This is a genomic window from Streptomyces sp. QH1-20 (assembly GCF_041283565.1).
Classification (GTDB): Bacteria; Actinomycetota; Actinomycetes; order Streptomycetales; family Streptomycetaceae; genus Streptomyces; species Streptomyces syringius.
This window is the reverse complement of record NZ_CP166299.1, coordinates 6,361,377-6,375,780: the sequence shown is the minus strand read 5'-3', so window position 1 is coordinate 6,375,780 and position 14,404 is coordinate 6,361,377. Positions and strand designations below refer to the sequence as shown.

Below are 14,404 nucleotides of genomic sequence, written 5' to 3'. Positions count from 1 at the left end.
TGTCGCGCTACCCGGGCCCGTTTGAGCGCCGAGTCCGTACTGCTGGCCGCGGCCACGGACACCGCCCCTTCCCCTCCACCGGCAGTACCAGCAGTCTTCCCTGCCCACGGGCGGTTCAACAGGCCCTCACCAATCCACCAAGATCAAGTATTGGCGGCTTTTGGGCTTATCTCGGCGCTACCCCAGGTACTGCTGCCGGGCCCTCTCATGCTGCACCTGCCAGCGCAGGCGCAACCACAGGCCGAACAGGGCACACACCGGGCCGATCATGATTGAGATCATGGTGGCGGCGGTGACCGTGTCCATGCGCATCTCCCCTTCTTGTACGGGTCGCAAGACCAGCCGGTTGGCCCGTCATGAGTGAGAGCCTGGACAGCCCCGCGCCGTGAACCCCAGACCACGGGAATTTCCATCGGCCGGAGCGTTCCGCCGGGAAGTTTGTTTCCAGGGGCTGCTACAGCCCACAGAACAGCAGGCTCAGCCCGTTGCAGCGAGAACCAGCGGAAGGACTTGTTCGCTACCTACCAGTCGGGCCGCGACTGCATGGGTCCAGCCGGAGTCGGTGTTGTCGTCCACGAGCAGCAGGGGGCCGAGAGCGCACCAGGGTACGACCGGTAGAGCACTGCTCGCCAACCGGAATACATCCTTTGACGAGGATGACCGGCAGCCGGCCGACGAAGACCAGCTTTCGTAGGGCCCGGCGCCGACGGCCCGCTACCGGCCCCGGGAAGCGAGCCTGGCCTGGTGGCACTCGTACCACAACCAGTCGATCTCAGAAGCGCCTGCAGCCAACTCCGTTGGCGCCAGTTCTGTAATCCGCTGGGTCCCCGTGATCGCCGCGCGCGTCATAATCCCCTCCACAACCGACACAACGATCAAGGAACGAACGCGCCACAGCCAACCATGCACGAGATCGTTAACCGAGCAATTGGAGCGAGCGGGTGGCCGGTACACGCCGTCCGCCACGAACTGCTCATAATGCTCCGGGCTCGACCTAGCAAGGCGACTCACCCGTACGTGTATTTCCGACAGCTAATCCTGGCCAACATCGGTGATGACGGATCATCTGCCGGTAGGTCCGACGCGACTGCGGCAGCTCCGATACCGGCAGTCAGCATGTCCACTCCCGCGCTCAGGTCACGGGTGGGAACGAGGGTCCCGTCGACGATCAGCACCGTGTCCTTCCGCGGCCGGCGAGCCGGTGAGATCGCCAGCAGCGGAGCCAGATGGTCCAGCACGCGGTCGGCAGCCGACTTGGAAATGCCTAACAGCGGCGCGACCTGCCTCAGGGTGAGGTTCGTCCGCCAGTACGTGGCCACCAGCAGCACACGGTCCTCCAGCGGAAGCCACCATGGCCTGCCCCACTGGACATCACCGCACCGGCGTCTGACCAGCGCGACCAACCGGCCGAACTGTACTTCGCTCAGCCCCTAGAAGGGCTCGATCCACCTCGGGTCACTCGCCGACATCACCCCACCCATGCCTCACCAACACCACGACCGCCCCAGGCGTTACGGAACAACCTCTAGGGCGACGGATCGGGGCGGCCTCGGTCCTCCGTGCAGGCACCCCTCCCAGTTCTCCTGGTCGGCGCCGCTTGGGGTGACGTACGTCAGCGTCCTGCTGGGGCAAACGACAGGCCTAACCCCTCACGTCGGCCCACACCAGTGTTCCCGGGAAATCGGTGTCCATATCGATGGCCCGCCACTCATCACCGTCACCCATGACTGCGATCCACGGACGCGGGGATGCCAGGGCGTTTCCCGTGACTTCGAGCACGGCCGAAAGAGTCGCCCACCCCGGGCCTTCGAACCAGCGGTAGCCGGTCTCCTCGACGTCCCATGACCCGAGATGCCCGCTCTGGGTGTCGACGACGAGCTGCATCTCGCCCAGCGCGCCGATCGGCACGATCCAGCGGCTGTCGTGCGAGCCATAGCAATCGTCTTCCACCCTGTACTTGAGCGTTCTTAGATGCTTTCGGGCGATCTGCTCGACGCTGTGAAGCGCGAACGTGGACGGAATGACATCGGTGAGCCCCGACCCGTTGTGCCGTAACAGCGATTGCTCAACATCCTCGGGCAGCCGCACGCCGAGCGCGCTGTAGAGGCCGTCCAGCTCAGAGCGGGTGCACGGCCCCGGCAGAGGCTGTTCTTGCGGAGCGTACTGGTCCAGCCAGCGTTCGATCTTCTCCCACGACTCATCCACCGACACTCGTGTCCTCCGCTCGCCAACAGACCGACATGTGGCGCCGGCCCCGCCGTAGCGGGCGGGACCGGCACCACCTAGGAAATCATCAGACGCGTGCTACGGGCACGGGTTGGTCAGCACTCCTGCCACGGGGCGCTGTTGTTCTCGGCAAGGTGTACGCGTCTGCTTGGGTTGTGTCTCGTACGTGACCTTGCTCCTGGCCTCTCTGAGGCTCTTGGCTGTCAGAGTGAAGGACACGAAGCGGGGCCGGTAGATGGTGGGATCTCGGTAGTGGGCGCCGCTAGAGGAGACGCTGTTGTCGAAATTGTTCACGTTGTAGGACATGATCCAGCGGCTCCCTGATGCCAGGGACGGATGGACGTGAGCGTTGTAGGAGAAGCACTTGCCGTCTTCTTCCTTGTCCGCGGCCACACAGTCGCCGAAGGGCACGGGGCCTCCTTCGGGCATCCGGTAGACCTCGTCGTTGCCATCCAGGTGCCCGAAGGCTCCGAAGGGGTCGCAGCCGAACCACAGGCGGACTTTTCCGCTGAACGCCTGCGTGCTGTCCTGACTGATGACCACGAAGTTGCCCTTGAACGGCGTGACGCTGTATTCGTTAGAGATACCGGTCAGGGCGGTGTCGCCTTCGGTTTCGCCATACATCCATGAGCTGCGGTTCGAGTTGAGGTACTGCCACTTCTCGGGTTGGGCGATGTTGGTGCCCTTGACCCGAGCGATTCTCATGCCCTTGTTCACGGCTTTGCTGTCGACACCGTAGATGTATGTGTAGCCGTCACCGCTCTGCTCGGCGGACATGACGGCCGATCCCCACTGGATACCCGTGCCGGAGCGAAGCGGCTGAATCGACGCCGGTTTAGTGAGGTCGCTGGTGTCAAACGTCGCGACCATGGATCGCTTGATCTTGAATTCCCATTGTCCCGGGCCGTACTTGTACCACTCGTGGAAGACGACCTGAAGGCGTTCCTTCCCACCGATGGTGGTCACGAGGCCGTCCCCGAGCCAGTACCAGTGCCCCGACGCCGGCTGGGGCATGATCGCTTGCTTGTCAGGGCCAGTGATGGTGGTGAGATTGTCCCCGACCTGGGCCACGAACGTACTGTTGATCAGCGGCGCGGTCAGGGGCCGCGTGCCATTGTCGTTCAAAGGGCCGAGGAAGGTGTCGGAGAAGAGCCACAGGCGACGACCGTCACCGAGAGTGACGCTGTAGGTGGAATCGCCTCCAGTCCATCCATCGCGTGTCGTTTCCGCGTACTTATTGAAAACGGCTTCCGGGTAGGCCTTTGGCTCTGCCTGTTTGGCCTCGACAACGGAATTTGCCGGACACTGGCTATAGCTGACGGGTGCCGCGACACCAGCAGGCCTGCCAGGACCCTCATAGTCACCGCCCGCCGGAGTAACCAAATGGACATAGAACTTGTCCCCATCGAGCATGCGATTGACCTTATAGAAGCTGTTCTCAAGGTCCCTGCCCGCATCCCCGTTATGACTGTCCCTGATCGGCTCTACAGAAAAGTGCCTGAACCCGTCATTAGGGGACTGTTTGCTCGCACCTTCGACCGATCCCTCATACGTCGACGCGTACGGGTACTCGTCGCACTCCCGCGGGTAATCTAAGGCCGTTGCATAATCTGCCCCGAAAAATTTGACGCACTGACGCACGGACTTTCTCCGGTTGGCCGCGTTCTTTTTCCCGTCCTTCGTATAGAGGCGCGTGAGAGGGTCCTTGCTCTTCGGGGATCCCGGAATGTACTTTTTATGCGCCGATGATGGCTCGGTGTCGTCCGGGGTGTTCTGCGCCCTCCAGATATGCTTGGTCTGCTCTTCCCACTGCGGGCGGGAGTCGAATGTGTAGGTTACAGGTTGGCCGTCATCGAATACGCAGCCCTGCCACTTCCCGACATAATGTGCCGAGTCACACCGGAAGGGAACCTTTTCGATCTTGTTTATCTCTCGCGCCGTGTATTCGATGTCAAATGTGTGTCTGGCGACCTTGTCGCCTGTGAGGGACCCCTCCGGGGAGGAGAAGGTGAGCCACTGGTTCGAGCCGGACGGGCTATCACGCCACTTATTCAGTGTGTCGGTCCGGGCGCCCGTGGCGCTGCAATTCGAGCTGCACTCGCCCTTTACACCGAATCGCTGATCCCAGTTTGGACTCCCGGTGGTGCGCCAGTTGTCCATCTGGATCCACACATCCACATTGCGGGTACTCTCTACTCCTGTCGTCCCCAGGGCCGTCAGCCTGAACCTGATCGAGTCATCGCCGTCCAGGAACAGGACGTCTCCCACGGCACACCAGTGCGTACGGTCCATGATCATGTGGATCTTGCCACCCGGATACGAGGCGTTCCGGCACGTATTCAGATCTGTTTGCGTGACCGAGCTCCGCTTCTGGGATGCCCGTTCTTCATAGCTAGGGGAGTTCCGGTACATGTACCGGGAGAGATCCATCCTCTCCTCGGGAGTCATCGGCCCCTTCGGCCGTTCCCAAGTTACGACCCTCTTCCCCGCTGGCGATGGGCTCTGGTCAGAGCCTTGCGCCGCCGTCAGCGCCGTTGCGAGTAGGGCCGTGACGATGAGAGCGATCAGGGTGCGTAACGGGCGTCTTCGCTTCAACCTGTGTCTCCAAATATGCAGGGAGTTGCCGTAGCGAACACAGTGAAGTAGATGGGGATGCCATCGGACAAGGTGTGGGTGTATGTTGAGCCGCAGTTGGCTCAAATCTCTTCGGCTTCTTGCATGATCGGGTTCGCAACCGGAATGACATCCAGGCGGGAGTGCCGTCTTTAAACTTCATGCGCAAGACATGTGAGTGGCGTGACGCACGGTGCTGAATGGAACGTTCAGCTCTTGACCGAGGAACGTCTGATTCGGGCCGCAGCGGGATCCGCTTGCGCTTGCAGCAGGCCTAGAGGTTGTTCCGTAACGCCTGGGGCGGTCGTGGTGTTGGTGAGGCATGGGTGGGGTGATGTCGGCGAGTGACCCGAGGTGGATCGAGCCCTTCTAGGGGCTGAGCGAAGTACAGTTCGGCCGGTTGGTCGCGCTGGTCAGACGCCGGTGCGGTGATGTCCAGCGGGGCAGGCCGTGGTGGCTTCCGCTGGAGGACCGTGTGCTGCTGGTGGCCACGTACTGGCGGACGAACCTCACCCTGAGGCAGGTCGCGCCGCTGTTAGGCATTTCCAAGTCGGCTGCCGACCGCGTGCTGGACCATCTGGCTCCGCTGCTGGCGATCTCACCGGCTCGCCGGCCGCGGAAGGACACGGTGCTGATCGTCGACGGGACCCTCGTTCCCACCCGTGACCGTACGATCGCCGCCTCGGGCAGGAACTACCGGTACTCGACGAACCTTCAGGTCGTCATCGATGCCAACAGCCGGCTGGTGGTAGCCGTCGGCATTCCGCTGCCCGGCACTCGCAACGACTGCCGGGCGTTCACCGAATCCGGCGTCGACCGGGCCTGCCGCGGCGCCCCTGTCCTGGCGGACGGCGGCTACCAGGGCACCGCAACTCTCATGCCTCACCGCAAACCCCGGGGACACAAACAGCTGTCCCGGCAGCAGGAAGCCGAGAACGCTGTCCACCGCCGTGCGCGAGCCCACGTGGAACACGCCTTCTCACGCCTGAAGAACTGGAAGATCCTCCGTGACTGCAGCCTGCGCGGAGCCGGCGTCCATCAGGCCATGCTCGGCATCGCCCGTCTACACAACCTGGCTCTCACCCGATAACCCGCACCCCTTACGGGACAACCTTTAGTCACTGACATCCGCGATGGGAGTGCGCCGAGGTAGCATCTGCGCTCTTATCGTCGAAGCTCGTCGGCGACGACACTTGGGCGGTCGTAGGGCTGGATGCCGACGTTGCAACTGTGGGCGAGCAATTGTCAATTTCTGTGGATCGGTCGGTGCGGCTGAACGCCTCCATTGGCGGGTTTCGCCATCCGTCCCAACTCAGCTCTTATGTGTGCAGGGGTGCCGGGCTGGTGCCAGCGGGGGTGCGTGGGCGTGAGCCGACAAGTGATCTCAGCATGCCGACCCCCGCCACGACGGCAGCGAGGTGCAGCACTGCAGCAACGGCGAGGTTCTCCGGCAGGGTGACGTCGGTCGGGTGGGCCAGGGCTACGAACAGGGTGAGAGGCAGTTTCCATCCGCTCCACGCGAAGAGCGAGCCCGACCCGAGCCAGCCGAGCGCGAGCAGGAGGTGATAGGGCACTCGGGCGGGACGTTGTCGGGCGAGCATCCAGATGGCGGCGGATCCGGCCAGTGCCCAGAGCGCACCCACACCCGTCAGCAGGTACCCATAGGTGTCCCTCTCCGCCGGGCGTGCGACTCCGAGGGTGCCGCCAACTGCCCAGTACAGCCAGGCAAGACCGACGACGGCTGCGACGGCAGCGGCCCATGGCACAGCGGTAGGGGTACCGTCCTTGACTCGCGCGGTGAAAGCTTCCGGCCAACGTCGCCGCAGGTAGGCGGGGAGTGCGAGGGCCAGCCCCAGCCCCATTCCGATGAAGCTGAACTGGATCAGAGCGCCTTCCCAGCCGGGCAGGGCAGAGTCTTCGCCCCGGCTGTCTGCCATGCCGCCGCGCATGGCATCCAATACCGTGCTGAGCACGGCGTACGGCAGGATCGACACGAGGAACCCTGCCCCCGTCCAGGCGCAGAAGGCCACCAGCCACCCCGGTATCCGCATGCCCCAGGGCCGCACCAGGGCGAGCGCCAGGGCGATCCCGATCCCCGCCATGCCGATGGTCACGGTATTGAGCACAACCCAACCGGCCAGGTTGAAGCCCTCCCCGATCGGCGCCAGTCCCAGCAGCGAGCCGACGACCCACAACACCTTGATCAACAAATAGGGCGACAGTGCCAGCACCGCCCCGTATCCCGCGCACCGTCCAACCCGGTCCCAGCGTTCCATCTGAATATCCCTTCCTCAGCAGGAACTCCAGCCTCGGACATCATCCCGCCCGTGTACGTCCGCCGCAGGGAGCCTTCGCCTCCGTCGGACGGCGGATACGATCTCGTCACCCAGGCGGACCGGGCGCACGAGCTGCCCTGACGAACGCTCACTCGCAAACCGCTGGCTCAGTGGCATTAGTGCGTCACTCATGACACGAGGGCGGCGGTTCGTTCGACGAGTTGTCCTCGTTCGAAGCAGGCTCCGGCACGGACGAGGGTGACGAGGTGGGGTGCGTTCACTGCCCACCACCGCTGCTGGGCGGACTCGACGAGCTTGAAAACCATGGCCAGGGCGGCCGCTCGGGAGCTGGCCCCTTTGGTGACCTTCGTCCGCAGCCGGACGGTCGCGAAGGTCGACTCGATCGGGTTCGTGGTCCGCAGGTGGATCCAGTGCTCGGCCGGGAAGTCGTAGAACGCCAGCAGCTCGGCCTCGTCATCGACGATCTTCTTGACGGCCTTGGGGAACTTCGCGCCGTACTGCCTGGCGAACGCGGCGACGGCCTTGGCCGCGTGCTCGCGGTCCTCGGCGTTGCAGATGTCCTGGATGGCCTTCTTCGCCGCGGGTTGGGCCGACTTCGGGAGGCTGTCGAGGCAGTTGGCCGTTTTGTGAACCCAGCATCTTTGGTGGCGGGTCTCGGGGAAGACCTCGTTCAGTGCGTTCCAGAAGCCGAGCGCGCCGTCGCCCACGGCGAGGACGGGAGCGCGCATGCCTCGCCGCTGGCAGTCCCGCAACAGGCCGGCCCAGGACTCCGAGGATTCGCGGTAGCCGTCCGCCATCGCGATCAGCTCCTTGGTGCCGTCCGCACGCACGCCCATGACGACCAGGACCCCGCGGCCTTCGTCTCCTCCAGGCGGATGCGCAGGTGGATGCCGTCGGCCCAGACATAGACGTAGTCCGTGGCGGACAGGTCGCGTTCACCGAACGAGTGGTGATCAGCCTGCCACTGGGCGGTCAGCCTGGTCACCGTGGCCGCGGACAGACCGGCCGACGAACCGAGGAACTGCTCCAGCGCGGGCACGAAGTCGCCTGACGACGGGCCGTGCAGGTAGAGCAGCGGCAGCACTTCGCTGATCTTCGGGGACTTGCGGGCCCAGGGCGGCAGGATCGCCGAGGAGAACCGCCTGCGCTCACCCGTCGCCTCATCGACACGCTTGTCGTTCACCCGCGGCGCTTTTACTTCGACCGCCCCGGCCACGGTCGTCACCGACCGCGGCTGGTGGTAGCCGTTGCGCACGGCGAGGCGGTGCCCGCGCTCGTCACGTTGATGCGCCAACTCGGCTATTTAGGCATTGACTTCGGCCTCCAGGGGGGCAGCCATCATCCGTCTCGCCCCTTCGCGGTCGATGTCGTCGATCAGGGAGCCGGTCTTGGTCGTTCCATCGGCATTCACTGCGCTCAGCACGGGCGTGCCTTCCTGGCCGACGGTGCAACGTCGGTCTGCTCGATGACCAGAAGTCGATCACTCGGGAAGGTACGCCCTGCGCGTCCAACCCGAGGCCGATCCACAGGTCATGAGCATTGCTCACTGTGGGCCGGACGGGGTGCTTGCCTGTCAGCGCTACCGCTTGACACCGGCCGCCGAGTAGACCGCATGCGAAGCTGGCTTCACGCCCCTTCTCCGGAGCAGGAGGCGCGCAAACAGGCGCAGCGGGTCAGTCGAGACCGGCGGTATATCGGCCGGTCTGCGGGTACCAGGCGTGTTCGCCCGCCGTCCAGTCCTTCAGGTCGTCCACGTAGGCCGCCATTGTCCGGTAGGCGTCGGGGCCGAACTCGTCAGTCAGCTTCGGCAGCTCCTCCCGTACGAGCCGGTCGAAGCACTCCAGCCGGGCGTTCATCAGGTTGCCCACGTGGTCGACTGCGGTTTGCAGGGAGCAGTTCAGGAAGTGCTGGAAGACGGGGACGGCGTTGTTGTGGTCTTTCTCCAGCTCTGTCTCCTTGCGGTAGGAGTAGAGGTCGTTGCGGAGGTCCACGTTGTCGGCGAAGGCGTCGATGAGCGCCAGGATGGTCGGGTGGGCGAGCAGCTGCGTCGGGAGATTCCGTCCGTGGGCGTAGAGGGACAGTGTGGTGGAGAGGGGCGTGCCGGCGGTGCGGCGGCGCATCTGGAGGTATTCGACCGGGTCGGGGATGCGGCCGCGCTTGGTGTTGGCCAGCTCCCAGAGGTTGGCGGCGGCGAAGTCGAGAGCCGCCTCACGAAGCCTGTGGCGCAACCCGGCCGGCAGGGTGAGCGCAGTGCGGGTCCAGACATCGGCGAGCGCGCGTTCCACCGGGTGTCTGGGCGCTGGTGCGGGGGTGGAGTCCAGCGGCATGCAGGCAGCCAGGCGCGCCACGAAGCGCTGTCCGCCGGGCTCGTCGCCGGCTGCCTTGTAGGTCAGGAAGTGATCGTCGACGGCGAAGGCCCAGACGTTCCAGTCGCCGACCAGCAGCAGTGTCTCCAGGGGCAGGCGCGGCTGGGCCAGCGCGGTGAACAACGCCAGGTCGAGGACGTCGAAATGCTTTCGGCTCCAGACCCCGCCCGTTCCGGTCAGGCCTGTCTGCGCGGCCCACGCCGCAGCCCGCTCGCGGGCCGCGGCCACGTGCGGGTTGAGCCGGGCCGGGTACGGCATGGCGAAGACCGGCGGGCGGATCAGCCCGCCCGGGTCAGCCGGTAATCGTGCTGGACCGGCGAACGCGCGCAGCGCGGACGTACCGAGACCCTCGGGAAGACCGGTGAAGATGCCCGGCACTGCCGGACGGTGTGCGGTCATGTTGCTGGAATCCCTTCCGCGCGGTTGCCGCAAGCCTGTCGCAGGCCCCTTCCCGGGCAACGGCGGTCATCGGCCGGTTCACCCAACCGAGTTACCCCCCATCAGCCTCAGCAGAAGTTCAGCCCTGTCCTACACGGTCAGGCCGCGTACTAGGGGTGTCCGACGGGGCGGGTGACCTTGTGGGTGGTTAATCGTTCCAGGTGTCGCACCCGTTTGAGTACATGCGGTCGCATCTAGCGGAGGGCTGCGTCACCGTGGCCATGAGGAACGCCCATTCGAAGGATGGCTGTCATGATCAGGAAGCTTCATGACGCTGGACTGCGAAGCGAGCACGTGTACACCGCCGCGCTGGCCTCGATCGGTCCGTCCGTCCTGTCTTGGGCAACCTCGCTCAAGGCGGAATCTGTCGGCACTGACCGCGCTGACCGTTGGGGGATCTTCGTCGGTGAGTGGGCGCCCACCTTCTTCGGCCTCGGTCTCGCCCTCTCGCAATACGAGCGGGTTTGATCCAGCGGGAGCTGCGTCCGACGAGTCAGGCTCCAGAGCCGTCGGACCCCTGCTTAGAGGTCCTAACAAAAGGCGTCATCGGTGTGACTATCGGCCCAAGTGCTCGTTGGTCTGGACGTGAGGAAGAGGGAGTCTCGTCCGTGGATCGTCTCGGACGAACTGTGGTCGCTGATGGAGCCGTTGCTGCCGGTTCCGGGGCCGAAGCTGAAGCCGGGGCGGCCGCGTGTGCCGGACCGGCAAGCACTGTGCGGCGTCCTCTTCGTGTTGCATACCGGCATCCAGTGGGAGTACCTCCCGCAGGAACTGGGCTTCGGGTCGGGCATGACCTGTTGGCGGCGGCTCGAAGCATGGAACCGGGCCGGTGTCTGGGGCCAGCTCCACGTGCTCCTGCTCGCGAAACTGAGGGCGGCCAAGCAGCTCGACTGGTCCCGGGCGGTGATCGACTCCAGCCACGTCCGGGCTGCTCGACGCGGCCCAAAAGCGGGCCGAGCCCGGTCGATCGTGCCAGGCCGGGCAGCAAGCACCCCCTCGTCGTTGACGGCCAGGGCACCCCGCTCGCGGTCTCGCTGACCGGCGGAAACCGCAACGACGTCACCCAACTGATCCCGCTGCTGAAGAAGATCCCGTCCGTGCCGGGCATGGTCGGCCGGCCGCGAAGACGACCCGGCGCCCTTCTGGGTGACCGTGGTTACGACCATGACAAGTACCGCCGTCTGGCCTGGGCGATGGGCATCAAGCCGGTCATCGCGCGCCGCGGCGTGCCCCACGGAACGGGACTCGGCGTTCACCGCTGGGTCGTGGAGCGCACGATCGCCTGGCTCCACGGCTTCCGCCGGTTACGGATCCGCTGGGAACGACGCGACGACATCCACGAAGCCTTCCTCGGCCTCGCCACCTGCCTCATCACCCATCGCCACGTCCAACGCCTTTGTGAGGAGTCCTAAAGAGACGGAGGGGCGTAACCATTGGAGGATGTGAGGGTGCTGGCGGGCGGCGAGGCTGCTGGCATGTCCCTACGGCACACGCCCGCCCCCGAGCGCGGCGCGCAAGAAGAAACTGTCCGGCTCCCCCGCGGAACCTGGTTCCCTGGGCGCTTCATCGGCGGGGCGGCTTGCGTCCTCGCTCCCGTCGTCTGGTGCGTCGGGCTGCTCCTGCGCTACCTGGCCATGCGCACGGCGGATTTCACGCCGGAGCAGTTGGCGTGGTACGACAGCCAGCCGTTCCCCGCCTACGGCCAGCTCGCTGCCTTCCAGGCCAGCCCCGGCCTGACCACCGCGGGCTACGGATGCTTCGCCGCAGGCGCCGTCCTGCTGGGTATCGCCTTCGTCACCCTCGCCGGGATCGTCGCCGTGCGCGCCCCGCGACTCGCCTGCACCGGCGGCACGCTCATCGTGATCGGCCTGTTCTGCCGCCTGTACTGGGCCGGGGTGGACCACACCGCCTTCCAGCTGATCGAACCGCTGGGGCTGGAGCGGGCCACCCAGGTGGTGATGGCCGACTACACGGACATCTCCTACGGTCCCCTGCGGGTGCCCATCACGGCCGCCTTCGCCCTGTACGCCGGCACGGCGGTGCTCGCCATCGGGGCCTTCCGGTCGGGAACCTTCGGTACGGGGCGGCTGGTGCTGTTCCTCCTCGCAGGATCGCTGTGGACGGGCGCGCTCAAGGAGAGCGGGCTTCTCGACGTCGTCCTGTCCGTCGGTCTGTGCGCGGTGTTCGTCCCCCTCGGCATCCGAGTGCTCCGGGACACCGTGCCTGAGCTGCGCAGCCAGGGGGTGCTCACGGCCGGACGCAGGCCGTTGAGGATCCTGAGCTGGTGACACAACCAACATGCACGGCAGGGATGTTAGTGAGGCCGAGTAACCCGGTCCGTCGTCGGCTGCGGGCCTGGTTGCTTCCCGTCGCCGCGTTCGGCAGCGCATTCTTTCCGGCCGCGCTGCCCGGTCCGCACGGGCCCGCATGGCCGGTGCTCGCCTCCGTGCCCGGCCCGGTCGTGGCCGCGGTGGCGGGGCTGCTGGCGGCGCTGGCGGTCCGGACCGCGTCGGAGCGGCCGTGGCTGCTGTTTCTGCTCGCAGGCGTCGACTCTGTGGTCAGGCCGCCGGGGCTGCTGGTATCGGTGGCCTCCTATGTGGCCACGACCTCGTACCGGCGGCCTCGTCACCTGGTGCTCTTCACGTTGGCCGCGAGCCTGCTGGTGGCGGTGCCCCGGCCGGGAGTCGAGGCGGTTTCGGCACTTGGCGGTGTGGCGCTGTTCGTCTGGCTGCCCGTCGTGGGCGGGTTGTGGCGGGGAGCCCGGGCGCAGGTGGTGGCCGGGCTGCGCGAGCGGGCTGAACGGCTGGAGCGGGAACAGGCCGTACGGACCGAGCAGGCCCGCGCGCAGGAACGTGCCCGCATCGCCCGCGACATGCACGACGTCGTGGCCCACCGCGTCTCCCTGATGGTCCTGCGCGCCGGAGCCCTGGAGATCAGCACCACCGACGAGAGAACCGCGCAGGAGGCGGAGCTCATTCGCATCACGGGAAAGGAGGCGCTCGCTCAACTCCGCTCCGTCCTGGGTGTCTTAACGGAAGCGGAAACAGCCGAGCCATTCCTGCCGCAGCCGACGCTCGCCGACCTCGAACGGCTGCTGGAGCAGTCCAGGTCGGCAGGTATCCCCGTCGAGCGGCAGGACGAGGGCACTGTGCGCGACGTCCCCGCAATGGTCGAGCACACCGCCTACCGGGTCGTTCAGGAAGCGCTCACCAACGTCCACAAGCACGCCGTCCGGCCCACGGTCCGGGTGACGGTACGGCACCTGCCGTCGGCGTTGGAGGTCACCGTCACGAATACCGCAGTGCACGTTCCCGCTCCTCCGCTGCCCGGCAGCGGCCTGGGGCTCGTGGGGCTGCGGGAGCGCGTCGAACTCCTCGGCGGGCAGTTCGCGGCTGCCCCCGAACCCGCTGGAGGGTTCGCTGTCACTGCGAGACTGCCGACATGACCCGGCCCCCCCGCCCCATCCGCACTCTGGTAGTCGACGACGAAGCCCTCGTCCGGACCGGCCTGCGCATGATCCTCGAAGCCGCCGGGAACATCGAGGTGGTCGCCGAGGCCGACTCCGGAACCGCTGCCGTCGACGCGGTCGCGCGCCACCGGCCGCACGTCGTCCTGATGGATGTACGTATGCCCGGCATCGACGGCGTGGGCGCGCTAACGGAGATCAACCGGCTGCCCGACCCGCCGGCCGTGATCATGCTGACGACCTTCGACCGCGACGAGTACGTCCACGGCGCCCTCCGCGCCAGGGCCGCTGGGTTCCTGTTGAAGGACACCGCACCGCGCGACCTCATCGCCGCCGTCCGTGCGGTCGCCGAGGGCAGCGCGATGCTCGCGCCGACAGTCACGAGGCGTCTGATCGATGCCTACGCCGGACAGCGCTCCGCCGACTTCGTCGCAGCCAGGCAGCGTCTGTCGGTCCTGACTGACCGCGAGCGAAGGGTCGTCGGCGCGGTTGCCCGCGGGCTGGCCAACGCGGAGGTCGCCCGTGAGCTGGGGATGGCGGAGACCACCGTCAAAGTCCACGTGAGCCGGTCGCTCAGCAAACTCGGCCTGTCCAACCGGGTGCAGATCGCCCTCCTCGTCCGCGACGCGGGCAGCCCGGGGGGCTGAGTCGCGGGGTCGACGGGCGAGTTTCCCACTTCCTCACGCCCGGACCTACGAGCACCCGGGCCTCTTAGCGGGCCGACCGAGAGCGGGCTGGTTTGCGGCTGGGGCCTGAGCTAGGGCTCGTCCAGCGGATCGTGGGCGAGCCAGGGCTGGACCGAGGCGAGGGCCGGCCAGTGCCCTCATCGTGTTGACCGCCCCCGGCAGGCAGTGCTGGAGTCGGCACGTGGACAGCATCCCCGCCAACCGGCGGCTCTGGAACCAGGTCAGCAGCGCCTACCAGCACGAGCACGACCCGCAGATCGGCGCCGCGCCCCGGCTGTGGGGCATGTACTCCATACCCGACGCGCACCTGCG

Annotated in this window: 11 protein-coding genes and 2 pseudogenes; 6 read left to right on the top strand and 7 right to left on the bottom strand. The window is 66.3% G+C overall.

Going from position 1 to position 14,404, the window contains the following annotated elements; all coding sequences use genetic code 11:
- Window positions 1-177 precede the first annotated feature (177 nt).
- The 4 genes and pseudogenes from AB8O64_RS28645 to AB8O64_RS28630 form a co-directional block, all read right to left on the bottom strand.
- Entirely contained in the window at window positions 178-306 is a 129-nt protein-coding gene (locus AB8O64_RS28645; RefSeq protein WP_370422200.1) for a hypothetical protein, read from the bottom strand.
- An 830-nt stretch (window positions 307-1,136) separates the two neighbouring features.
- A pseudogene (locus tag AB8O64_RS28640) lies at window positions 1,137-1,427 on the bottom strand (transposase family protein); the annotation flags it as partial.
- 214 nt (window positions 1,428-1,641) lie between these two features.
- A complete protein-coding gene (locus AB8O64_RS28635; RefSeq protein WP_370422199.1) occupies window positions 1,642-2,211 on the bottom strand; it encodes an SMI1/KNR4 family protein in 570 nt (189 codons plus the stop codon).
- Between the two features lie 93 nt (window positions 2,212-2,304).
- The gene (locus AB8O64_RS28630) at window positions 2,305-4,518 is read right to left on the bottom strand and encodes a hypothetical protein (protein ID WP_370422198.1); all 2,214 of its coding nucleotides are present in this window, start codon (window positions 4,516-4,518) and stop codon (window positions 2,305-2,307) included.
- 697 nt (window positions 4,519-5,215) lie between these two features.
- Between AB8O64_RS28630 and AB8O64_RS28625 the strand changes: the two genes are divergently transcribed.
- Window positions 5,216-5,929, top strand: a complete 714-nt coding sequence (locus AB8O64_RS28625) for a transposase (RefSeq protein ID WP_370423994.1) — start codon at window positions 5,216-5,218, stop codon at window positions 5,927-5,929.
- A 229-nt stretch (window positions 5,930-6,158) separates the two neighbouring features.
- Here the strand turns inward: AB8O64_RS28625 and AB8O64_RS28620 are convergent, their stop codons facing one another.
- The 3 genes and pseudogenes from AB8O64_RS28620 to AB8O64_RS28610 form a co-directional block, all read right to left on the bottom strand.
- Window positions 6,159-7,115: a hypothetical protein gene (locus tag AB8O64_RS28620; RefSeq protein ID WP_370422197.1), complete on the bottom strand. Its 957-nt coding sequence runs from the start codon at window positions 7,113-7,115 to the stop codon at window positions 6,159-6,161.
- 188 nt (window positions 7,116-7,303) lie between these two features.
- Window positions 7,304-8,559: pseudogene (locus AB8O64_RS28615) on the bottom strand (IS256 family transposase).
- Between the two features lie 250 nt (window positions 8,560-8,809).
- Window positions 8,810-9,901, bottom strand: coding sequence for a hypothetical protein (locus AB8O64_RS28610; protein ID WP_370422196.1), 1,092 nt, complete (start codon window positions 9,899-9,901; stop codon window positions 8,810-8,812).
- Window positions 9,902-10,183: 282 nt separating this feature from the next.
- Here AB8O64_RS28610 and AB8O64_RS28605 point away from each other — a divergent pair, with 282 nt between their 5' ends.
- The 5 genes from AB8O64_RS28605 to AB8O64_RS28585 all read left to right on the top strand — a co-directional run bounded on the left by AB8O64_RS28605 (window position 10,184) and on the right by AB8O64_RS28585 (window position 14,053).
- Window positions 10,184-10,408 (top strand): hypothetical protein, encoded by a 225-nt coding sequence (locus AB8O64_RS28605; RefSeq protein ID WP_370422194.1) that lies wholly within the window; start codon window positions 10,184-10,186, stop codon window positions 10,406-10,408.
- A gap of 171 nt (window positions 10,409-10,579) precedes the next feature.
- Window positions 10,580-11,352 (top strand): IS5 family transposase gene (locus AB8O64_RS28600; protein WP_370423993.1). Its coding sequence is split into 2 segments (ribosomal slippage): window positions 10,580-10,883 and window positions 10,883-11,352, totalling 774 coding nucleotides; the frame shifts between segments, so codons are not numbered across the junction.
- Between the two features lie 63 nt (window positions 11,353-11,415).
- Window positions 11,416-12,228, top strand: coding sequence for a hypothetical protein (locus tag AB8O64_RS28595; protein ID WP_370422193.1), 813 nt, complete (start codon window positions 11,416-11,418; stop codon window positions 12,226-12,228).
- A gap of 29 nt (window positions 12,229-12,257) precedes the next feature.
- On the top strand, window positions 12,258-13,385 hold the full coding sequence (locus AB8O64_RS28590) for a sensor histidine kinase (protein WP_370422192.1): 1,128 nt from the start codon (window positions 12,258-12,260) through the stop codon (window positions 13,383-13,385).
- Window positions 13,382-14,053 (top strand): response regulator, encoded by a 672-nt coding sequence (locus tag AB8O64_RS28585; RefSeq protein ID WP_370422191.1) that lies wholly within the window; start codon window positions 13,382-13,384, stop codon window positions 14,051-14,053. The genes AB8O64_RS28590 and AB8O64_RS28585 overlap by 4 nt, the downstream gene beginning before the upstream one ends.
- The last annotated feature ends 351 nt before the right edge of the window (window positions 14,054-14,404 follow it).